20 protein-coding genes are annotated in these 19,279 nt (G+C 63.7%); 10 read left to right on the forward strand and 10 right to left on the reverse strand.

Annotated features, from left to right (window positions below):
• Positions 1-13: 13 nt before the first annotated feature.
• From A0O30_RS04900 to A0O30_RS04920, 5 genes are all read right to left on the reverse strand, one after another.
• Positions 14-1,441 carry a di-heme oxidoredictase family protein gene (locus A0O30_RS04900; protein ID WP_105945761.1) on the reverse strand — a complete coding sequence of 476 codons (1,428 nt, stop codon included), beginning with the start codon at positions 1,439-1,441 and terminating at the stop codon, positions 14-16.
• A 229-nt stretch (positions 1,442-1,670) separates the two neighbouring features.
• Complete coding sequence (locus tag A0O30_RS04905; RefSeq protein WP_104833371.1) at positions 1,671-3,008, reverse strand: imelysin family protein; 1,338 nt, start codon at positions 3,006-3,008, stop codon at positions 1,671-1,673.
• A gap of 158 nt (positions 3,009-3,166) precedes the next feature.
• Positions 3,167-5,221, reverse strand: coding sequence for a bifunctional diguanylate cyclase/phosphodiesterase (locus tag A0O30_RS04910; RefSeq protein WP_105945762.1), 2,055 nt, complete (start codon positions 5,219-5,221; stop codon positions 3,167-3,169).
• A 259-nt stretch (positions 5,222-5,480) separates the two neighbouring features.
• Complete coding sequence (locus A0O30_RS04915) at positions 5,481-6,077, reverse strand: superoxide dismutase (protein ID WP_012274023.1); 597 nt, start codon at positions 6,075-6,077, stop codon at positions 5,481-5,483.
• A gap of 239 nt (positions 6,078-6,316) precedes the next feature.
• Positions 6,317-6,916, reverse strand: coding sequence for a LysE/ArgO family amino acid transporter (locus tag A0O30_RS04920; RefSeq protein WP_105945763.1), 600 nt, complete (start codon positions 6,914-6,916; stop codon positions 6,317-6,319).
• Positions 6,917-7,016: 100 nt separating this feature from the next.
• Here A0O30_RS04920 and A0O30_RS04925 point away from each other — a divergent pair, with 100 nt between their 5' ends.
• The 3 genes from A0O30_RS04925 to A0O30_RS04935 all read left to right on the forward strand — a co-directional run bounded on the left by A0O30_RS04925 (position 7,017) and on the right by A0O30_RS04935 (position 9,909).
• Entirely contained in the window at positions 7,017-7,907 is an 891-nt protein-coding gene (locus tag A0O30_RS04925; protein WP_105945764.1) for a LysR family transcriptional regulator ArgP, read from the forward strand.
• A 49-nt stretch (positions 7,908-7,956) separates the two neighbouring features.
• Positions 7,957-8,952: an NAD(P)-dependent oxidoreductase gene (locus A0O30_RS04930; RefSeq protein WP_016713604.1), complete on the forward strand. Its 996-nt coding sequence runs from the start codon at positions 7,957-7,959 to the stop codon at positions 8,950-8,952.
• 87 nt (positions 8,953-9,039) lie between these two features.
• Positions 9,040-9,909 carry an ATPase gene (locus tag A0O30_RS04935; RefSeq protein WP_105945765.1) on the forward strand — a complete coding sequence of 290 codons (870 nt, stop codon included), beginning with the start codon at positions 9,040-9,042 and terminating at the stop codon, positions 9,907-9,909.
• A 108-nt stretch (positions 9,910-10,017) separates the two neighbouring features.
• Here the strand turns inward: A0O30_RS04935 and A0O30_RS04940 are convergent, their stop codons facing one another.
• Positions 10,018-11,067: an alkene reductase gene (locus A0O30_RS04940; RefSeq protein ID WP_025753943.1), complete on the reverse strand. Its 1,050-nt coding sequence runs from the start codon at positions 11,065-11,067 to the stop codon at positions 10,018-10,020.
• 17 nt (positions 11,068-11,084) lie between these two features.
• The gene (locus A0O30_RS04945; RefSeq protein ID WP_105945766.1) at positions 11,085-11,387 is read right to left on the reverse strand and encodes a helix-turn-helix transcriptional regulator; all 303 of its coding nucleotides are present in this window, start codon (positions 11,385-11,387) and stop codon (positions 11,085-11,087) included.
• Between the two features lie 150 nt (positions 11,388-11,537).
• On the opposite strand from A0O30_RS04945, the gene A0O30_RS04950 reads away from it, so the two are divergent.
• The gene (locus A0O30_RS04950) at positions 11,538-12,122 is read left to right on the forward strand and encodes an ACP phosphodiesterase (RefSeq protein ID WP_105945767.1); all 585 of its coding nucleotides are present in this window, start codon (positions 11,538-11,540) and stop codon (positions 12,120-12,122) included.
• Between the two features lie 70 nt (positions 12,123-12,192).
• Here the strand turns inward: A0O30_RS04950 and A0O30_RS04955 are convergent, their stop codons facing one another.
• Both A0O30_RS04955 and olsB read right to left on the reverse strand, forming a co-directional pair.
• Entirely contained in the window at positions 12,193-12,981 is a 789-nt protein-coding gene (locus A0O30_RS04955; RefSeq protein ID WP_105945768.1) for a lysophospholipid acyltransferase family protein, read from the reverse strand.
• Positions 12,981-13,736 (reverse strand): L-ornithine N(alpha)-acyltransferase, encoded by a 756-nt coding sequence (olsB, locus tag A0O30_RS04960; protein ID WP_105945769.1) that lies wholly within the window; start codon positions 13,734-13,736, stop codon positions 12,981-12,983. The genes A0O30_RS04955 and olsB overlap by 1 nt, the downstream gene beginning before the upstream one ends.
• A 159-nt stretch (positions 13,737-13,895) precedes the next feature.
• Here olsB and A0O30_RS04965 point away from each other — a divergent pair, with 159 nt between their 5' ends.
• The 6 genes from A0O30_RS04965 (at position 13,896) to A0O30_RS04990 (ending at position 18,731) form a co-directional block, all read left to right on the forward strand.
• Positions 13,896-14,783 (forward strand): hypothetical protein, encoded by an 888-nt coding sequence (locus tag A0O30_RS04965; RefSeq protein WP_060497989.1) that lies wholly within the window; start codon positions 13,896-13,898, stop codon positions 14,781-14,783.
• A 167-nt stretch (positions 14,784-14,950) separates the two neighbouring features.
• Positions 14,951-16,030, forward strand: a complete 1,080-nt coding sequence (locus A0O30_RS04970) for a serine hydrolase (RefSeq protein ID WP_105945770.1) — start codon at positions 14,951-14,953, stop codon at positions 16,028-16,030.
• On the forward strand, positions 16,027-16,323 hold the full coding sequence (locus A0O30_RS04975) for an amidase (protein WP_105945771.1): 297 nt from the start codon (positions 16,027-16,029) through the stop codon (positions 16,321-16,323). Before A0O30_RS04970 ends, A0O30_RS04975 begins: the two co-directional genes overlap by 4 nt.
• 44 nt (positions 16,324-16,367) lie before the next feature.
• A complete protein-coding gene (locus A0O30_RS04980; protein WP_027609142.1) occupies positions 16,368-16,949 on the forward strand; it encodes a YceI family protein in 582 nt (193 codons plus the stop codon).
• 1 nt (position 16,950) lies between these two features.
• A complete protein-coding gene (locus tag A0O30_RS04985) occupies positions 16,951-18,108 on the forward strand; it encodes a phosphatidylserine/phosphatidylglycerophosphate/cardiolipin synthase family protein (protein WP_060497986.1) in 1,158 nt (385 codons plus the stop codon).
• Positions 18,109-18,152: 44 nt separating this feature from the next.
• Positions 18,153-18,731 carry a DJ-1/PfpI family protein gene (locus A0O30_RS04990; RefSeq protein WP_105945772.1) on the forward strand — a complete coding sequence of 193 codons (579 nt, stop codon included), beginning with the start codon at positions 18,153-18,155 and terminating at the stop codon, positions 18,729-18,731.
• A 124-nt stretch (positions 18,732-18,855) separates the two neighbouring features.
• On the opposite strand, the gene A0O30_RS04995 is transcribed toward A0O30_RS04990, so the two are convergent.
• Positions 18,856-19,254, reverse strand: coding sequence for a nuclear transport factor 2 family protein (locus A0O30_RS04995; protein ID WP_105945773.1), 399 nt, complete (start codon positions 19,252-19,254; stop codon positions 18,856-18,858).
• Positions 19,255-19,279: the final 25 nt, after the last annotated feature.

Raw genomic sequence — 19,279 nt, forward strand, 5'->3', positions numbered from 1 at the left:
TCCTTTGCGCGTTTTAAAGTGAATTCAGGAACGCCAGCAGCGCAGTGCGTTGCTCGGCATTGAACGTGAGTACGAAGTTGCGTGCCGCCTCGGCTTCGCCCCCGTGCCAGAGCACGGCTTCCAGCAGGTTACGGGCGCGGCCGTCGTGCAGGAACTGGCTGTGGCCGCTGACCGTTTCGCTCAGGCCAATGCCCCACAGTGGCGGGGTACGCCAGTCCTGGCCGTTGGCGGCGAACTCGGTGCGCTCATCGGCCAGGCCTGGGCCCATGTCGTGTAGCAGCAGGTCGCTGTAGGGGCGGATGACCTGGTTGGCCAACTCTGGCTCGGCAGCATCGGCGGCGGTGGTGAACTGCGGTGTATGGCAGCCCTGGCAGCCAGCCTGGTAGAACAGGTTCTTGCCTGCCAGCACCTGCGGCGAGCCGACGTCGCGGCGGGCCGGCACGGCCAGGTTGCGGGTGTAGAAGGTGACCAGGCGCAGGATGTTGTCGCTGACTTCCTTTTCGCCATTGGCGCCGTCGCCATTGGGCGCGGCGAGGCAGTCGGTTTGTGCCGGTGTGCAATCGTCTTTGGGCTGCAGGGTGCTGGTCAGGCCCATGTCGCCGGCAAAGGCGTGCACGTTCTGCTGGTTGACGTTGGGCTGCCCGGCTTTCCAGCCGAAGCGGCCGACCACGGTCTTGCCCAGGGCGTCGTCCCACACGCGGTTGGCCCGCCCGCGGATGCCGTCGCGGTTGCGGTCATCGGGGTCTTCGTTGGCCAGCACGTCGGCTTCGGGGATGGCTTCGAGCAGGCCCAGGCCGATCATTGGCGGTGCCACCCGCGCCGAAAAGCGCGTGTCGGGGTGCATGACGCCGTAGCCGAGCTGGCTGATCTGCAGGGTCGGCTTGCGCAGTTCGACCTGATGGCCGTCCTTGAACGACACGGTTTCGCGGGTGTAACTCACCCGTACCTTGCCTTCCGGCGCCACACCGGGGATGGCCATGTCCTGCAGCTGAGTGCCGTACACCGGCTCAGGCACCACGCCCAGGCGCTCGATGACCTTGGCCAGATAGGGCTGGTCGGGGATCGACAGGCGCACCAGCATGCCCACCGCGTTGCTGTTGCCCGGCGCTGGCGGGTGGCCGCGGCCGTCGCGCACATGGCAGTTCTGGCAGGCGTTGGTGTTGAACAGCGGGCCCAGGCCGTCGCGGGCGGTGGTGGTGGAAGGGGCGATCACCCAGGGGTTGCGGAAGAAACTGTTGCCCACGGCGAAATCCACGCGACGTTCGGCTGCGAGGTTGGCCGAGGGCAGGGAATAGGCGTTGCGGTCAGTCCGCTGCACGGTTGCCTTGCCGCCCGACAATGCTTCGCCGGGTTCGGCCTGGGTGAAACGCGGGGCGTCGTCACAGGCAGAGAGGGCGAGGACCAGCAGCAGCGGGGAGAGTCGGGACAGCGACGAGGACATGCAAAATCCTGGGCGTGGACGAAAAACCGGCGTGCAAGCTTAGCAGGCCAGCGTTTTTTGAATAAGAGCAATTTGCAATTGCTTGGGTGAAAAGGTTGTGAAATGCCAGCATTTTCATGTTCGGCGCCAGCCCTTTCACGACCCTGTGGGAGCGGGTTTACCCGCGAAGAGGCCAGAAGCAAAAAAGGCGACCCGAAGGCCGCCTTTTTTCAGAACCGCTACAGCAGGATCAGAATTCGTGATCCGCAGTGTCCGGGTTCAGGTTGGCAATACCCAGCTTGCCAGCCGCCTGCTCGATTGCACCGGTCTGCTTGACCAGTGCGGCGATGGCGTCACGCACGATCTGGTTGCCGGCAGCGTTGTCGGCCGCGATCAGCTGGTCGTAGTGCTCGCCTTTGAGGGCGTGGTCGACCATTACCTGGATCTTGGCTTCGGTGGCTTCCAGGTCGGCCTTGAGGGTGGCGTCGGCGGCCGGGTCGACCTTGGCTACCAGCGACGACAGGCTTGGGCCGGTCAGCTTGGTACCGTCCGGGCGGGTGTACTCGCCCAGGTAGACGTTGCGGATACCCTTGGCGTCGTAGAAGTGCGAGTAGTGGGTGTTGTCGCTGAAGCAGTCCTGCTCGTCTTCCGGCGAGTTGGCTTCCAGCGAAACCTTCATGCGCTCGCCCGCCAGTTCGCCCAGCGACAGGCTGCCCATGCCGAACAGCATCTTGCGCAGGCCGTCGTTGACAGGCTCCGCTTCCAGCTTGGCGCGGTAGTTGTCGGCGACGTTCGGCGCCCAGTTGCCGACCATTTCTTCAAGGTCGGTAACCAGCAGCTGGGTAACGGCTTTCAGGTAGGCACGGCGGCGCTCGTTGTGGCCACCGGTGGCGCCCTGGCCTTCCAGGTAGTCGGATGCCGGGCGGTTGCCAGCGCCTGGGCCGGTGCCGTTCAGGTCCTGGCCCCAGAGCAGGAATTCGATGGCGTGATAGCCCGTGGCAACGTTGGCCTCGGAGCCCGCCAGTTCGTTCAGGCTGGCCAGTTTCTCAGGGGTAATGTCCTTGACGTCGACTTTCTCTTCACCCACCTGGATCTCGGTGTTGGCGATGATGTTGGCGCCGGCGGCCGGGTTGCCCAGGGCATGCTCGTAGCTCTTGTCGACATAGTCGATCAGGCCTTCGTCCAGGGGCCAGGCGTTCACCTGGCCTTCCCAGTCGTCGATGATGGTGTTGCCGAAGCGGAAGGCTTCGGACTGCAGGTACGGTACGCGCGCGGCGAACCAGGCTTCCTTGGCGGCCTTCAGGGTTTCGTCGTTGGGCTTGGCCAGGAACGCGTCCACTGCGGTCTGCAGGGTTTTGGCGGTGCTCAGCGAGTCGCTGTACACAGCATGGACCATTTCGGCGTAATGCTTGACCACGGCTTTGCCGGCGGCTTCGTCGACAGCCCCGGGCGCGGCAGCGGTGGTGGCGGCAGCAGCAGGTGCCTGGGCTTGCGGCGCGGCGGCTTTGTCGTCCTTGCCTTCACCGCAGCCGGCGAGAGCGATGGCAATGGCCAGCAGACTGGCGGAGGCCAGAGGCATTCGAATCATTGTTGGTTTTCCTGCGTCGTGTGGTTGGACCAAGGGGTGGACCGTGCGCCGTGGCACGCGAAACCGCAACATCATGCGAAAGATTTGCATTTGCTGTAAAGAGGCGGGCGTGCAATTCATGTAAATGCCGGTCACGGGGCGTAACCGGGCAGGCACACTCAAAACATCGAAACCTGGTTACGCTGCGCCTGCTTGAGGAAACTGGTCAGCTCGCGGGCCGACAGTGGCTTGCTGTAGTGGTAGCCCTGGCCCTCGTGGCAGCCCTGGGCAACGATGTAGGTTTCCTGCTCGGCGGTTTCCACGCCTTCGGCGATCACCTGCATGCCCAGGCTCTTGCCCAGCTGGATGATGGCGCGAACGATGGTGGCGTCGTCATCGTCGTCGAGCAGGTCCTGGACGAAGCTCTTGTCGATCTTGATCTTGTCCAGCGGCAGCGATTTCAGGTAACTGAGCGACGAATAGCCGGTGCCGAAGTCGTCGATGGCAATCAGTGCCCCGGAACGGCGCAGGCTCAGCAGGTGTTGGGCAGCGGTGCTGATGTCTTCCATCAGGCCGGTTTCGGTGACTTCCAGCTCCAGGCTGCGCGGCGGCAGGCGATAGGCCTGCAGCAGGTTGTTGACCACCCGTGGCAGCTCGCTGTGGTGCAGCTGTACGGTCGACAGGTTGACCGCCATGCGCAGTTCGCTGAAACCCTGGTCGTGCCATTCGCGCAGTTGTCGGCAGGCCTGGTCCAGTACCCATTCGCCGATGCTGATGATGCTGCCGTTTTGCTCGGCCAACGGGATGAACTGGTCTGGCGGCACCATGCCCAGCTCCGGGTGCTGCCAGCGCAGCAACGCCTCCACGCCGACCACACGGTGGTCGCGGTAGCTGATTTGTGGCTGGTAAACCAGGTACAGCTGGTTGCGGGGCAGGGCTTCGCGCAGGTCTTTTTCCAGCTCGCGGCGGCGGCGCATCTCGCTGTCGACGCTGGCAATGTAGAACTGGTAGCGGTTGCGCGAACGGGCCTTGGCCAGGGTCATGGTCTGTTCGGCTTTTTGCAGCAGTTTTTCGGTGCTGTCGCCGTCTTCGGGGAACAGGGTAATGCCGATGGTGGCGCGCAGGCGGATCTGCTGGTGGTGGTCGAGGTCGAAGGGCACTTCCAGGTCGTCGAGGATGCTTTGCGCCAGTTCGGCTGCCTCGTAGGGCTGCTCGATATTGGCTTGCACCAGGGCAAACTGGTCACCGCCCAGTCGCGCCAGGGCCCCCAGCCGGCCACTGTGGGCGCGCAGGCGGTCGGCCAGGGCCAGCAGCAGCTGGTCGCCCACCTGGTAGCTGAATTGCTCGTTGATGCCCTTGAAATCGTCAAGGCCCACGCACAACACCGCCACACGGTGCTGCAGGCGACCACCGTCGACGAGGATCTTGTCCAGTTGCTGCTGCAGTTGCTGGCGGTTGGGCAGGCCGGTGAGGAAATCGTACTGGGCCATGCGTTGCAGGCTGTTTTCGGCCTCGTGGCGCAGGTGGGTGTTGCGCTCGATCGAGGCCAGCAACTGGTTGGCGGTGTTGACCCACAGGCCCAGTTCGTTCTTCTCGTGGCCCTTGAGCAGCGGTATCTGGTGCTGACTGGGGCGGTCGGGGTTGATCTGGGTGAGGTGCTCGATGATCTTGGACAGCGGCTTGGTCAGCAGCCAGTGGTACACCAGGTACAGCACCAGGCCCATGGCCAAGGCCCGCAACACGCCGGAAATGAAGATGATTACCGCATTGATCAGGAAGTCTTCGCCGTAGGACGACGTGTCGAGGGTGATGCTGAGGTCGCCGTAGTATTCGCTGTAAGGGCCACGGCCGACCAGTTGTGTGGTGTAGGTGCGTTCCTGGCCGAGGATAAGGTCGGTCAGCCAGCGCATGGACATGTCCTGCAGCGGGCGCGACTTTTCGGCCAGCATGGTTTCGTTGGGGTGCCCAATGGAGGCCATGCGCACCGACTCGTCCTGGAACAGGCCTTCCATCACCTGCATGCCCATTTCGCGGTCGAGGCTGTACACCGCCTGGGTGGAAGGGTCGCGGAACATGTCGAGGATGCGCTGGGCATCGTTGTTAACGGCCTGGCGGGTCTTGTAGGTGTCGTAGACGATTTGCGCACAGCTGAGCACCACGCCGACTGCCAGCGCCGACAGCAGCACGACCCTGAGCAACTTGACCGACAAGCTGTTCCGCAATTCCAGCTTCAATGGGGTTTCCTTAATCCATGCGCATGGCATCATTTTGCCATCAACGATGACGATACACTATCGGCCGATCATGAGCAGTGTATCGGTTGCCTGACCCCGCAACTTGAATGCGCTGTGTCAATCTTCCAGAGGTTTGATGTTAGCGCGCTATGCGGGCTGAGCAAGCAAAACCGTGTTGGCTTTCGTGGGCGCGGGAGGCCGGTACCGGCATAAAAAAACCCGGCACAGGGCCGGGTCTTCATGTTCAGGGCTGAATGACTCAGGCCTTGAAGGTCTTGCCTTCGAACTGTTCGGCAACGAAGGCCCAGTTGACCAGGTTCCAGAACGCCTCGACGTACTTCGGACGCAGGTTGCGGTAGTCGATGTAGTAGGCGTGTTCCCAGACGTCGCAGGTCAGCAGCGGGGTGTCGCCGCTGGTCAGCGGGCAACCGGCGCCGATGGTGCTGGCCAGGGCCAGGGAACCGTCAGCTTTCTTCACCAGCCAGCCCCAGCCGGAACCGAAGGTGCCAACCGAAGTCTTGGTGAACTCTTCCTTGAACTTGTCGAAGGAACCGAAAGCGGCGTTGATGGCGTCAGCCAGGGCACCGGTCGGTTGGCCACCAGCGTTTGGCGCCAGGCAGTTCCAGTAGAAGGTGTGGTTCCAGACTTGAGCGGCGTTGTTGAAGATGCCGCCCGAAGAGGTCTTGACGATCTCTTCCAGGGTCTTGCCTTCGAATTCGGTGCCTGGGACCAGGTTGTTCAGGTTCACGACATAGGTGTTGTGGTGCTTGTCGTGGTGAAACTCCAGGGTTTCCTTGGAGATGTGCGGCTGCAGGGCATCGTGGGCGTACGGCAGCGGCGGCAATTCAAAAGCCATGGTGGATCTCCTGATTCAGGTCTAGTTCGCGGTTTGCGCAGGGCCGATCACGGGCGGCCCTATGTACGTCGGCGAGTTTGTACTCTTTGCGACGCAAGGGCCCGATCATAGCACCAGCCCCGGCGCATAACCACGCAACAAACATAGGGAATAGAGGTTCCAGAGCGGCTTGGCGGGTGCCGACCAATGGTGGTCGCTTTCAGGCGGTACGCGTTACGTCGGTCCTTGCAGGCCTGACATCAGTTGAAGATCAACTGCGCCGCCACCGCGAACATCATCACCGCCACCATCAGGTCGAGCATGCGCCAGGTTGCCGGCCGTGCCAGCCACGGTGCCAGCCAGGCTGCGCCGATGGCCAGGCTGGAGAACCACAGCAGCGAAGCACTGGCCGCGCCCGCCACGTAGGCACCGGGGGCGGTCTGCTGGGCGCCCAGCGAGCCGATCAGCAACACCGTGTCGAGGTACACGTGCGGGTTCAGCAGCGTCACTGCCAGGGCGCTGAGCAGCACTGCGCGGCGTGAGCGCATGCCTTGGCCTTCCTGGTGCTGCAGGCTCTGTCTGGAGCAGGCGCTGCGCAGTGCCTTGGCGCCGTACCAGATCAGGAACACCGCACCGCCCCAGCGCGCGACCGCCAGCAAGGTCGGGTTGTGCGCCAGTACCGTGGCCAGGCCAAACACACCGGCAGCCACCAGAATGGCGTCACAGACGATGCACAGCGCCGCCACGGGCAAGTGATGTTCCCGGCGCAGGCTCTGGGCGAGGACGAAGGCGTTCTGTGCGCCGATGGCCATGATCAGGCCGAAGGCCACCAGCATGCCGTTGAGATAGCTTTGCCACATGATGGGGCTCTCCAGAAAGGTCGTAAAAGATGCTGGCTATTGTGATGACCGGCGCTGTATAAGAAAAACAAATAAAGCTGATAAGGCATTAGAGAAATCGATGTTCGACTACAAGCTGCTGGCCGCCCTCGCTGCGGTGATCGAACAGGGTGGTTTCGAGCGTGCGGCGCAAGTGCTGGGCTTGTCGCAGTCGGCCATTTCCCAGCGCATCAAGCTGCTGGAGGCGCGGGTCGGCCAGCCAGTGCTGGTGCGTGCCACGCCGCCTGGCCCGACCGAGGTAGGCCGCCAGTTGCTCAACCATGTGCAGCAGGTGCGCCTGCTTGAGCGTGACTTGCAGCGCCAGGTGCCGGCGCTGGACGAAGAGGGTATGCCGGAGCGCCTGCGCATCGCCCTCAACGCCGACAGCCTGGCCACCTGGTGGGCCGGCGCGGTGGGGGATTTCTGCGCACAGCAGAACGTTTTGACCGACTTGGTGGTAGAAGACCAGGAAGTGGGCCTCAAACGTATGCGTGCCGGCGAAGTGGCGGCCTGCCTGTGTGGCAGTGAGCGCCCGGTAGCGGGGGCACGCAGCCAGCCACTGGGCGCCATGCGCTACCGGGCACTGGCTAGCCCCGGGTTCATGGCGCGGCATTTTCCCCAGGGTTTTGTCGCCAGCCGCCTGGCCCGTACCCCGGCGATCGTGTATGGCCCGGACGACTTCCTGCAGCATCGCTACCTGGCATCGCTGGGTATCGAGGACGGTTTTCTGCATCACCTGTGCCCGTCCTCCGAAGGCTTCCTGCGCATGACCGAGGCCGGCCTGGGCTGGGGACTGGTGCCCGAATTGCAGGCCCGGGAGCAACTGGCCAGCGGGCAGTTGGTGGAAATCTGCCGCGATACCCCTATCGATGTGCCGCTGTACTGGCATCATTGGCGCAATGGCGGGCAATTGCTCGCGCAACTGACCGACCACCTGCGGTACACCGCACGGCACTGGCTGGTGCCCTTGTAGCCACAGCTGGCGTCAGTTGCATCTGAAATCTGGCAAGACGGAGTCTTACATGCGAATTCTGGTCACCGGCGCGAGCGGCTTCATCGGCGGGCGCTTTGCGCGCTTTGCCCTTGAGCAGGGCCTGGACGTGCGGGTCAGCGGCCGCCGCGCCGAAGGGGTCGAGCACCTGGTCAAGCGCGGCGCCCAGTTCATCCCTGGCGACCTGAGCGATGCCGAGCTGGCCCGTCGCTTGTGCCAGGGCGTCGAGGCCGTGGTGCACTGCGCGGGTGCGGTGGGCAACTGGGGGCGCTACCAGGACTTCTATCAAGGTAACGTGGTGGTTACCGAGAACGTGGTCGAGGGCTGCCTGAAGGAGCATGTACGGCGCCTGGTGCACCTGTCGTCGCCGTCGATCTATTTCAATGGCCGTTCGCGCCTGGATGTCCGTGAAGACCAGGTACCGCGCCGCTTCCACGACCACTATGGGCAAACCAAGCACCTGGCCGAGCAGAAAGTATTCGGCGCGCAGGAGTTTGGCCTGGAAGTGCTGGCGCTGCGCCCGCGTTTCGTCACGGGCGCCGGTGATGCCAGCATTTTCCCGAAGCTGATGCAGATGCAGCGCAAAGGCCGCGTGGCAATCATCGGCAATGGCCTGAACAAAGTTGACTTCACCAGTGTGCACAACCTTAACGAGGCGCTGCTCAGCGCCTTGTTCGCCGACGATAGGGCGCTGGGCCAGGCCTACAACATCAGTAACGGCCAGCCGCTGCCGCTGTGGGATGTGGTCAACTACGTGATGCGCCAGATGCAGCTGCCGCAGGTTACCCGCTACCGTTCCTACGGCCTGGCCTACAGCCTGGCCGCGCTGAACGAGGCGGCCTGCATGCTGTGGCCAGGGCGTCCGCAACCGACCTTGTCGCGCCTGGGGATGCAGGTGATGAGCCGCGATTTCACCCTGGATATCAGCCGCGCCCGGCAGTATCTGGACTACCAGCCCAAGGTCAGCCTGTGGACAGCGCTGGATGAATTCTGTGGCTGGTGGAAGCACCTGCCGCCGGGGCAGTGAAGCCGCAGGGCTGACAATGGTCATCAATGCGCCGCGCTGGCGGTTTATACTCGTGCCTCTTTGCGACTACCGCGGTTGAATGTATCCATGCGTAACCATGCTCACGATGACTACGATGACGTGCCTACCTTGCGGGCGGGCACCGTTGATGATGACGAACTGATGCCGGCGCACGTCGTGCGCAGCCGCCAGAAGGCCGCGCGCGGGCCAAGCACGGCGCCGTTGTGGGCGTTGCTCGGTGCTTCGTTCATCGCCTTGGTAGGCCTGGGTTGGTGGAGCTTCCAGCAGATCTCGTTGATGGAGCAGCAACTGGTGGCGACCCAGGAAAGTTTTGCCCGCATCAGTGAAGAAGCGGCAGGGCGCCTGCAGGCGATCAGCGGCAAGGTGGATGCCAGCGAGTCTGGCGCTACCACCAGCAGCGAGGCATTGAAGCTTCAACTGCGCCAGTTGCAGAAAGGTGTGGCCGGGCAGACCGGTGACCTGGGCAAGCGCCTGGAGCAGGTGCTGGCTGATACCCGTGAGCAGCAGAAGGCTGTGACCGAGCTGCAAAGCCAGTTACAGGCGCAGTTGAAGCTGGTGAATGGCGAACTGGCCGCGCTGCGTTCGGGCCAGGTGGATGGGGGCAGGCTGGATGCCCAGTTCAAGGGGCTGAACGAGCAGGTTGCCGCGCTGAAGGCCGCGCAGGTGGATGGCGGCAAGCTGGACGGGCAGCTCAAGAGCCTGGGCAGCGATATAGCGGCGCTGAAGAAGCAGGGTAACCCGAGCGCTGCCATTCAAGGCCTGGAGCAGGACATGCTGGTGCTCAAGAGCCAGATCGACAACCGCCCGGCTGCGGCGGCGTCCGGTGGTGCTTCGGTGCAGGAGTTCGATGCTTTCCGGGCGCAGATGACGCGGAACCTGAATACCTTGCAGAGCCAGATTCAGAACCTGCAACAGCAGATCAACACCCGGCCGTAAGATCACCTGAGCCTTCTTCGCGGGCACGCCCGCTCCCACAGAGTCTCCATAGCCTTCAGGCTTGGTGATATCTCTGTGGGAGCGGGCGTGCCCGCGAATGGCCGTTGATCACAACCGAGGGTAGTCGATGTACCCCACTGGCCCCCTGCCATAGAAGGTCTCGGGCCGCGCCTCGTTCAGTGGCGCATCCGCTGCCAGCCGCGCCGGCAAATCAGGGTTGGCGATGAACGGCACGCCAAATGCCACAGCATCGGCCTTGCCGCTGGCCAGCGCCGCATTGGCACTGGCTTTGTCAAACCGCTCATTGACGATGTACGGGCCACCAAACGCTTCCTTGATCAGCGGGCCAATGCTGTCATCGGCTTCCCGCTCACGCGAGCAGATAAAGGCAATGCCACGCTTGCCCAGTTCACGGGCCACGTAGGTAAAGGTTTCGGCGCGGTCGGCATCGCCCATGTCGTGCGCATCGGCACGCGGTGCCAGGTGCACGCCCACGCGGTTCGCGCCCCACACCTCGATGGCCGCATCGGTCACTTCCAGCAGCAGGCGCGCACGGTTTTCCAGCGAGCCGCCGTAGCGGTCTGTGCGCTGGTTGGTGCTGCTTTGCAGGAACTGGTCGAGCAGGTAACCGTTGGCACCGTGGATTTCTACACCATCAAAGCCAGCCGCCTTGGCATTCTCGGCACCGCTGCGGTAGGCCTCGACGATGTCGATGATTTCTTCGGTTTCCAGCGCGCGTGGGGTGGGGTAGTCACTCAACGGGCGCACCAGGCTTACATGCCCCTTGGGCTGGATCGCGCTGGGGGCCACCGGCAGCTCGCCGTTCAGGTAGCTGGGGTGGGAGATACGGCCAACGTGCCACAGTTGCAGGAAGATGCGTCCGCCTGCGGCATGCACAGCCTTGGTGACGTTGTTCCAGCCACGTACCTGCTCATCGTTCCAGATACCGGGGGTATCCGGGTAGCCGACACCCATGGCACTGACCGACGTCGCTTCGCTGAGGATCAGCCCGGCGCTGGCGCGCTGCACGTAGTATTCGGCCATCAGCGCATTGGGCACGCGGCCTTCGTCGGCACGGCAGCGGGTGAGTGGGGCCATGATGATGCGGTTGGGCAGTTGCAGGTCGCCCAGGGTGATCGGATCGAAAAGCGTGGTCATAGCGGTTACCTGCCTTGTCAAAGTGCTTGGCGCAGTTGTTCGAGGAACGCCTCGATGGTGGCCTCGTTACGTTTGAAGAAGTGCCATTGGCCGATCTTCTGGCTGCGGATCAGCCCGGCGCGCTGCAAGGTGGCCAGGTGGGCAGAGACGGTCGACTGCGACAGGCCGCAGCGTTGGTCGATCTGCCCGGCACACACACCGTTTTCGGTGCTGTGGTACTGGTCGGGGAACTGCGTTGCCGGGTCTTTCAGCCAGCTGAGGATTTCTCGCCTGACCGGGTGGGCCAGCGCTTTTATGATTTCGTCGAGATCGAGAGGCATGGGTTGAGGCTCGTTGTAGCGGTATATCGCGATGGAACGAAATGTAAATCGTCAGTTCCCGATATACAAATATGAAGAGGTTCTGAGCTGAGCACGAATCGCTATATCGCGTTATGACGATATAGGGGCGAGCGGTGCTAGACTGCGCGCATGAACTACCTTGCGCACCTGCACCTGGGCGGCCCGGCGCCGCAACAACTGCTTGGCAGCCTGTATGGCGACTTTGTCAAAGGTTCGCTGGAAGGGCGCTTCCCGCCTGCGCTGGAGGCGGCCATACGGTTGCACCGGCATATCGACAGTTACACCGACCAGCACCCATTGGTGCTGGCGGCACTGGCGCGCTTTCCGCGCGAGCGGCGGCGCTTTGCGGGTATTGTGCTGGACGTGTTTTTTGATCATTGCCTGGCGCGGCATTGGCAGGACTATGCCGAGCAGCCGCTGGCGCAGTTCACCGGGGATTTTTATCGGGTGTTGTTGGCGGAGCCCGAGCTGCCGGGGCGGCTGGCGCGGATTGCGCCGTTCATGGCAGCGGATGACTGGCTGGGGGCGTATGGCGAGTTTGCCACGCTGGAGCAGGTGTTCAACGGCATTGCCCGGAGGCTGTCCCGGCCGGAGGGGATGGCTGGGGTGATGATAGAGCTGGAGCGGCTGTATGAGCCGCTGATGGCGGACTTCCGGGAGTTTTACCCGCAGTTGCAGGCGTTTGCGGCGGCGGGGCGGATGTCTGACAGTTAGTTCTGTACTGGTAGTGCCGGCCTCTTCGCGGGTTTACCCGCGAAAGGGCCAGCACTGGCAGTGCAAATCCTCAGGCAGCCCGCGCTTGCCGCCGTGGCGCCAGCTCGACTTCCTCAACCCCAAACAACGCCAGGTGAATCGCCTGCTGTGCCTGCAACGCCAGCACCGCCCGTTCCTTGCCCACACTGCCAATCGGCTGCAGCAGGTGAATGCAAACCTCCCCCCGCGGCTGGGCGAACAAGCGCATCAGGTGCGACACCAAATCATCATCGCCAATGAACGGCGCAATCGGGTCGATCTGGCCATCGCGCAAGTACTGGATAGCCACCGGCTGCACCGCCACACCCCGGTCGATGGCGCCTGCCAGCAGGCGGCCATGGAAGGTGCGCAAGGTGCGACCGCTAGTGGTGGTGCCTTCGGGGAAGATCAGCAGCGGTCGGGCCAGGCCCAGTTGCCCGGCAATCTGCTCACGCAGGCGCTGGCTGTCGCCACCGCCACGTCGAATGAACAGCGTTCCGGCTTTTTCCGCCAGCCAGCCGGCTACTGGCCAGTGACGCACCTCGGCCTTGGACAGGAACGACAGTGGCAGCAGCATGCCCAGCAAGGGGATGTCGGTCCAGGAAACATGGTTACTCACCCACAGCATCGGCCGCTGCGGCAGTTCGCCCACTACACGCACGTCGAAGGGCAGGGCGGCGACCAGGCGCTTCATGAACAGGCAGGTCCAGCGCTGGCGGCGTTCGATGGGGGCCTTGTAGCCCAGGCGTTCGCCAAGGGCGATCAGGCTGGCCATCAGCATGCCCAGCAACAGCACCAGCAGCAGTCGAGCCAGGCGGGTCATTACCCGCAGCTTCGGCATCAGACGGCCGCCTTGAAGTGGCGCGCGTAGCGCGGGCACAGTTCGTCGCGCTTGAGCAGGATGAACACGTCAGCCACCTGGAAGTCTTCGTCCCAGCACGGCTCGCCGCAAATTTTTGCGCCCAGGCGCATGTAGGCCTTGAGCAACGGTGGCATTTCGGCGATGACGTTATTCGGAAGGGCCAGGTTCGGCAGCGGGTTCTTCGGCTCGGCGCGCAGGTGCTCGGTGCACAGGTAACGGTCACGCAGGCGCTGCATCACGGCATGGGCTTGCACGCCGCCGTCTTGCATGGGGATGCTGGCACAGCCCATCAGGTAGCTGTAGCGGCCTTCGTTGAGCACTTCGGCCAGTTCGCCCCACAGCACGGCGATGGTGCCGCCGTTGCGGTAGTCGGGGGCGACGCAGGTACGGCCCAGTTCGAGGATGGGCCCTTGCAGTTGCAACAGACCGTGCAGGCGGAATTCTTCTTCACTGTAGAAGCGGCCCAGGCTGCTGGCGGCCTGATGGTCGAGCAGACGGGTGGTGGCGACCAGCTCGCCGGTGCTCAGGTCGCGAACACCAATGTGGCGGCAATGCACGTCGTAGTCGTCCATGTCCAAACCTTGCTCGGCACCCTTGAGCTTGGCCTTGAATTCTGCGCTGAACACTTTGTAGCGCAGGGCCTGGGCCTCTTGCAGCGCCGTGGCGCCAACCAGGCGTTCGGCTTGCAGACGGCGTTCAGTGCTGTTGTCGCCAGAGAGAGCGATCCGAGTCATTGCGAGTCTCCATAAGCCAGCCATGAAGGGTTGCGGCCGGTCGGCTTTGTTGTGCAAAGTCAGCCTAGGTAGGCGCGGTGTCACCCCTGTGAATCTTTGGTGATGCTTGCGTGACACCCCTAGAACCTTGACCAGAAAGCCCCAGCAAGGAGCCGTCACATGGCCTGGTTGCAACGACTGAACGACCCGCTTCGCCAAGCGCTGGCGGGCACCCTGGGCGAAACCTACGCCGCGCTGCTTGAGCGCCTCGGCCCGGTTGCCCCTTTTGAACTGGCGGTGTTGGGCGGGCGTGCGATGGCCACGCCGGGCCTGGCGTTCCTGGTGGGTTACCAGGCCGCCTTGCGCGTGCTGTGGCCCAGTGCCCCGCCAAGCCTCGGCGCCCTGTGCGCCACCGAGCGGCGTAGCGTGCGGCCAGCGGACATGCATACGCGGCTCGACCACTTGCGGCTCACGGGCAGCAAGGATTTCGTCACGGCCGGGCTGGATGCCGAGTGGCTACTGGTGGCCGCGCGTAGCGAGGCGGCTGGCGCGGCGCCACAGTTGAACCTGGCGGTGGTCTATCCCGGGGAGCCTGGGGTAACGCTCGAGCCGCTACCAACCCTGCCGTTGATGCCGGAAGTGGGCCATGGCCGGCTGGTGCTGGAGCAGGCCGCGTGCGAGTTGCTGGCGGGTGACGGTTGGGATGCCTATGTAAAACCGTTCCGCTCGCTGGAAGACTTGTATGTGCTGGCGGCGTTGACGGCCTGGTTATATGGCGTCGGACAGGCGTGCGCCTGGCCGCAGGGGTTGCGGCTGCAATTGCTTGGGTTGCTGGCCGGGTGTGCCGAGGGCAGCCGGCAGTGTGCCGACAGTGTGGGGTGCCATTTGCTGCTGGGTGGGTTGTTTGCGCAGTTCCAGGCGTTGCGGGGGGAGATTGATGCGGCACTGGCAGCGGGGCCGGCGCATTGGGCGCAGATCTGGCAGCGGGACCAAGGGGTGATGGCGCTGGCCGCGGCGGCCCGGGAGAAGCGGCTGAACAAAGCCTGGGCTGCTGCGGGATTGTCATGAATGCCTGATAGTTTTGCGTGAACCGATGAATCCTGGGGCCGCTTTGCGGCCCTTTCGCGACACAAGGCCGCTCCCACAAGGGCCGGCGCAGGTCTCGCTTTTGTGGGAGCGGCCTTGTGTCGCGAAAGGGCTGCGCAGCAGCCCCAAAATTGTGAGCCTGAAACACGATGCTGAAAGGTCTGTTGTTGGTTCTTTGCCTGGCCATGGCACCCGCCAAGGCCGAGGACTGGCCTGATCCGCAATGGCAGACCGACCCTGACACCCTCCACTGGCAAGCCGTCGACACTTACGCCTTCCCCGCCCGCACCCCAGACCGCAGCGGCATCCGCACCGACGCCCTGCTGATCATCCGCGACGGCCGCATCCTCCACGAACGCTACGCCGCCCCCACCACTGCCGCCACCGCACACCTGACCTGGTCGGTCAGCAAAAGCGTACTCGCCACGCTGATGGGCGTGGCCCAAGGAGAGGGACGCTTCCAGTTGCAAGATCCGGTCGCGCGTTTCTATCCCGCCATGCGCACCCACCCGGGCGTGCGCATGACCGACCTGCTGCACTGGGCCAGTGGCCTGGACTGGCAGGAAGACTACGAATACGCCCCGCTCAAGTCCTCGGTGGTGGCCATGCTGTATACCCGTGGCCACGAAGACATGGCCGCCTACACGGCAGCCCGAGGTACGACGGCCAGCCCCGGCCAGCGGTTCCTCTATTCCAGTGGCGACAGCAACCTGCTGGCCGCCGCACTGCGCGGCATGCTCGATGCCGGGCAGTACGCCGATTACCCCTGGCACGCATTATTCACCCCGCTGGGTATCGACAGCGCGGTGTGGGAACGTGACCAGGCGGGCACCTACGTGGGCTCTTCCTACCTCTACCTCAGCGCCCGTGACCTGGCCCGTATCGGCTTGCTGATGCAACGCGAGGGGCGCTGGCAAGGCCGGCAACTGTTGCCCAAGGCCTGGGTGGCCTTCAACCGTACGCCGTTTGCCCATGCCGAACCTGTCCCCGCAGAGGCCAACCCAGGCGGCCACTGGTGGCTCAACCAGCCGCTGGCCGGCGCTACGCGGCCCTGGCCAAATGCGCCCGCAGACACCTTCGCCGCCCTGGGCCATTGGGGCCAGGCGCTGTACATCTTGCCCACGCAAAAGCTGGTGATCGTGCGCTATGCCGATGACCGGGACGGCGCTTATCAGCATGACGAACTGCTCAAGCGAGTGCTGGCGGTACTGGCCGGGGAGGGGGCATGAAGCGCGTACTGCTGCTGGTGTTGTCAGGGCTGGTGTTCTGGGCCTGGTACGAGCGTCAGGCCCTGGCAGACTTCCCTGGCATCCTCTCGGCCTACTCGGCCAAGGAATACTGCTCGTGCCGCTTCGTCATGGGCTTCGAGCAGGCGTATTGCCAAGGCTATGTAAAACAGTGGCTGCCACTGAGCCTGCTTGAGGAAAACACCTCGCAGCGACACATCACTGCCGAGGGCCTGGGGCGGCGCAACCAGGCTGCCTGGCTGGGCCCGCGCGAGGGCTGCCGCTTGCTGCCATGAAGGCGGGCGGGTAAGGTTGGCGGCCTGGTTTCACGAGATCTGTCATGTTCAAGCTGCCCCGTCTTTTGCCCGCCCTGCTGCTGGCTTTGTGCCTGCCCGCCCACGCCAATTGGCACCTCGATGGCGAATCGTCGCGCCTGTCGTTCATTACCGGCAAGAACGGTGACACGGCCGAGGTGCATCGCTTTCTGGTGCTGCATGGCAAGGTCGACCGCAAGGGCGCGGCCGGCTTGAGTATCGAGATGGATTCGGTCAGCAGCGGCATCCCGCTGCGTGACGAGCGTATGCGTGACGACCTGTTCGAGGTCGAGCGTTTTGCCGAAGCCAAGGTGCAGGCGCAACTGGACCTGCGGCCAATCAACGACCTGGCCAACGGTGCCCAGATCGAACTGCGCCTGCCGCTTACCGTTACCCTGCATGGCCAGTCGCACAGCTACAACGCCCTGCTGCTGGCCACGCGTCTGGATGAGCGACGCTTTCAGGTGGTAACCCTCGAACCTCTGGTGCTACGTGCCGAGGATTTCGGCCTGCTGCCTGGGCTGCAAACCCTGCGCAAGCTCGCCGGGCTCAAGTCCATCAACCCATCGGTGCCGGTTAGCGCGGTGCTGATCTTCACCGCCCGCTGACATGCCGGGGCCGGTCTTCCCCTGGCGGGATGGCAACCAGTTCGAACTGCTGATCGACGGCCCCGAGTTCTTTCCGCGCATGCTCACGGCGATCGTGCGTGCTGAGTTCCAGGTCGATCTGGAGTTGTATCTGGTCGAGGCTGGCGCGTGTGCCGAAGCCGTGGTCGAGGCGTTGGAACAGGCCGCACGGCGCGGTGTACGGGTGCGCTGCCTGTTCGATGACTATGGCTCGCTGGCGTTCAACAGCGCCTTGCGCCAGCGCCTGCTGGAGGCCGGCGTGTACCTGCGTTGGTACAACCGCCTGCGCTGGAAGCGCGGCCTGCGCAACCTGTACCGCGACCACCGCAAACTGCTGCTGGTGGATGAACGCTGGGCCGTGGTGGGCGGCACGGGTGTTACCGACGAGTTCTGGACGCCGGGCGATGCGACCAGCGAATGGCATGAGGTGATGGTGCAGATCCAGGGGCCGGTGGTTACCGACTGGCAACTGCTGTTCGACCGCCAGTGGTCCGCCAACAACCGCCGCACCGCCTGGCGCCCCGCCGAGGGCTTTGGCTTGCCGCGCCTGCCCAAACTGCCTGCGCAAGGGCAAGGCATGGGGCGAGTGGCCTATGCCGACGCCCGCCAGCACCAGGACATCCTGCATTCGTTGGTGCGGGCACTGAACAGTGGCAAGCAGCGGGTATGGCTGGCCACACCGTATTTTCTGCCGACCTGGAGCGTGCGCCGTTCGTTACGCCGTGCTGCCAGCAAAGGGCTTGATGTGCGCCTGTTGCTGACCGGCCCACGTACGGACCACCCGTCGGTACGCTACGCCGGGCACCGCTACTACCCACGGCTGCTGCGTGCCGGGGTGCGGATTTTCGAGTACCAGCCGTGCTTCCTGCACCTGAAGATGGCCGTGGTAGACGACTGGGTCAGCGTCGGTTCGTGCAACTTCGACCACTGGAACCTGCGCTTCAACCTTGAAGCCAACATCGAGGCGCTGGACCCGCCACTGACGGCGGCTGTGGTGGCCAGCTTCGAGCGTGACTTTGCCTTGAGCGAGGAAGTCGACCTCGACCACTGGCATGCCCGGCCGCTGTGGCGCAGGGTGAAGCAGCGGATCTGGGGATGGATCGACCGGCTGGTGGTCAACCTGCTCGACCGCCGTGACTGACAGGGGCTATCGTGCAGTATCTGTTAACCGAAGGAGTGGGTGCGATGACAGCGAAGAAGATCCTGATGCTGGTGGGTGATTACGTCGAGGACTACGAGGCGATGGTGCCGTTCCAGGCCTTGAGCATGGTCGGCCATACGGTGCATGCGGTGTGCCCGGAAAAACTGGCGGGGCAGACGGTACGCACCGCCATTCATGATTTTGAGGGTGAGCAGACCTACAGCGAAAAGCCGGGGCACAACTTTGCCCTGAATTATGACTTCGTGCGCGTGCGGGCCGAGAGTTATGACGCGCTGTTGATCCCGGGTGGCCGTGCGCCAGAGTACCTGCGCCTGGATGAAAAAGTGCTGGAGCTGGTGCGGGCGTTCGACCAGGCTGGAAAGCCGATTGCGGCGGTGTGCCATGGCGCCCAATTGCTGGCGGCGGCGGGTGTGCTGGAAGGGCGTGAATGCAGCGCGTACCCGGCGTGTGCGCCTGAAGTGCGGTTGGCGGGTGGGACGTTCATTGATATTGCAGTGGACCAGGCGCATGTGGATGGCAACCTGGTGACCGCACCGGCATGGCCAGCGCATCCTGCGTGGCTGGCGGCCCTCCTCAAGGTGCTGGGCACTCGTATTGCCTGATAGGACCTAATCGCCGGCAAGCCAGCTCCCACAGGTTTAGCGAAGGTTTCAAGACCTGTGGAGTACCTGTGGGAGCTGGCTTGCCGGCGATTAGGCCAGTGCAGGCAGCACAGCTCAACCAGGCTTAACCCACCTGCTCAACCCAGTCATTGAGGTTGTAGTAGTTGGTCACCCGGGCAATTCTGCCGCAGTGAATGTAGAAAAACGCCCCCGCTGACAGCACATAGGTCTGCCCGTTGGCCGCTGGCAGTCCTTCGTCATCGGCCAGGTATTCACCGTGTACCGTGAACTCTGCCGCCGCACGGCTGCCATCGGCGTTCTGCATCACCACGATGTCGGCCAGGCGCTCGCGGTAGCAGCGGTTCATCTTGTCCATGAACGCGGCAAACCGGGCCTTGCCCATCTCCCGCTCGCCCTGGTTGATGTCGTGGATCACGTCCTCGCTCAGTAGCGCCAGAAACCCCTGCATGTCACCGGCGTTGAAGGCGGCGTAGTAAGCATTTACCAGTTCGGTAGCGGTCATGGAACAATACCTGTCGTGTAGGGAA

Source organism: Pseudomonas sp. LLC-1, from assembly GCF_002992185.1.
GTDB lineage: Bacteria > Pseudomonadota > Gammaproteobacteria > Pseudomonadales > Pseudomonadaceae > Aquipseudomonas > Aquipseudomonas monteilii.

What these genes read in the sequence shown, in the direction of transcription:
- A0O30_RS04900 (WP_105945761.1), bottom strand. Translation starts at nt 1,441, where the DNA reads ATGTCCTCGTCGCTGTCCCGACTCTCCCCGCTGCTGCTGGTCCTCGCC.
- A0O30_RS04905 (WP_104833371.1), bottom strand. Translation starts at nt 3,008, where the DNA reads ATGATTCGAATGCCTCTGGCCTCCGCCAGTCTGCTGGCCATTGCCATC.
- A0O30_RS04915 (WP_012274023.1), bottom strand. Translation starts at nt 6,077, where the DNA reads ATGGCTTTTGAATTGCCGCCGCTGCCGTACGCCCACGATGCCCTGCAG.
- A0O30_RS04920 (WP_105945763.1), bottom strand. Translation starts at nt 6,916, where the DNA reads ATGTGGCAAAGCTATCTCAACGGCATGCTGGTGGCCTTCGGCCTGATC.
- A0O30_RS04925 (WP_105945764.1), top strand. Translation starts at nt 7,017, where the DNA reads ATGTTCGACTACAAGCTGCTGGCCGCCCTCGCTGCGGTGATCGAACAG.
- A0O30_RS04930 (WP_016713604.1), top strand. Translation starts at nt 7,957, where the DNA reads ATGCGAATTCTGGTCACCGGCGCGAGCGGCTTCATCGGCGGGCGCTTT.
- A0O30_RS04935 (WP_105945765.1), top strand. Translation starts at nt 9,040, where the DNA reads ATGCGTAACCATGCTCACGATGACTACGATGACGTGCCTACCTTGCGG.
- A0O30_RS04940 (WP_025753943.1), bottom strand. Translation starts at nt 11,067, where the DNA reads ATGACCACGCTTTTCGATCCGATCACCCTGGGCGACCTGCAACTGCCC.
- A0O30_RS04945 (WP_105945766.1), bottom strand. Translation starts at nt 11,387, where the DNA reads ATGCCTCTCGATCTCGACGAAATCATAAAAGCGCTGGCCCACCCGGTC.
- A0O30_RS04950 (WP_105945767.1), top strand. Translation starts at nt 11,538, where the DNA reads ATGAACTACCTTGCGCACCTGCACCTGGGCGGCCCGGCGCCGCAACAA.
- A0O30_RS04955 (WP_105945768.1), bottom strand. Translation starts at nt 12,981, where the DNA reads ATGCCGAAGCTGCGGGTAATGACCCGCCTGGCTCGACTGCTGCTGGTG.
- olsB (WP_105945769.1), bottom strand. Translation starts at nt 13,736, where the DNA reads ATGACTCGGATCGCTCTCTCTGGCGACAACAGCACTGAACGCCGTCTG.
- A0O30_RS04965 (WP_060497989.1), top strand. Translation starts at nt 13,896, where the DNA reads ATGGCCTGGTTGCAACGACTGAACGACCCGCTTCGCCAAGCGCTGGCG.
- A0O30_RS04970 (WP_105945770.1), top strand. Translation starts at nt 14,951, where the DNA reads ATGCTGAAAGGTCTGTTGTTGGTTCTTTGCCTGGCCATGGCACCCGCC.
- A0O30_RS04975 (WP_105945771.1), top strand. Translation starts at nt 16,027, where the DNA reads ATGAAGCGCGTACTGCTGCTGGTGTTGTCAGGGCTGGTGTTCTGGGCC.
- A0O30_RS04980 (WP_027609142.1), top strand. Translation starts at nt 16,368, where the DNA reads ATGTTCAAGCTGCCCCGTCTTTTGCCCGCCCTGCTGCTGGCTTTGTGC.
- A0O30_RS04985 (WP_060497986.1), top strand. Translation starts at nt 16,951, where the DNA reads ATGCCGGGGCCGGTCTTCCCCTGGCGGGATGGCAACCAGTTCGAACTG.
- A0O30_RS04990 (WP_105945772.1), top strand. Translation starts at nt 18,153, where the DNA reads ATGACAGCGAAGAAGATCCTGATGCTGGTGGGTGATTACGTCGAGGAC.
- A0O30_RS04995 (WP_105945773.1), bottom strand. Translation starts at nt 19,254, where the DNA reads ATGACCGCTACCGAACTGGTAAATGCTTACTACGCCGCCTTCAACGCC.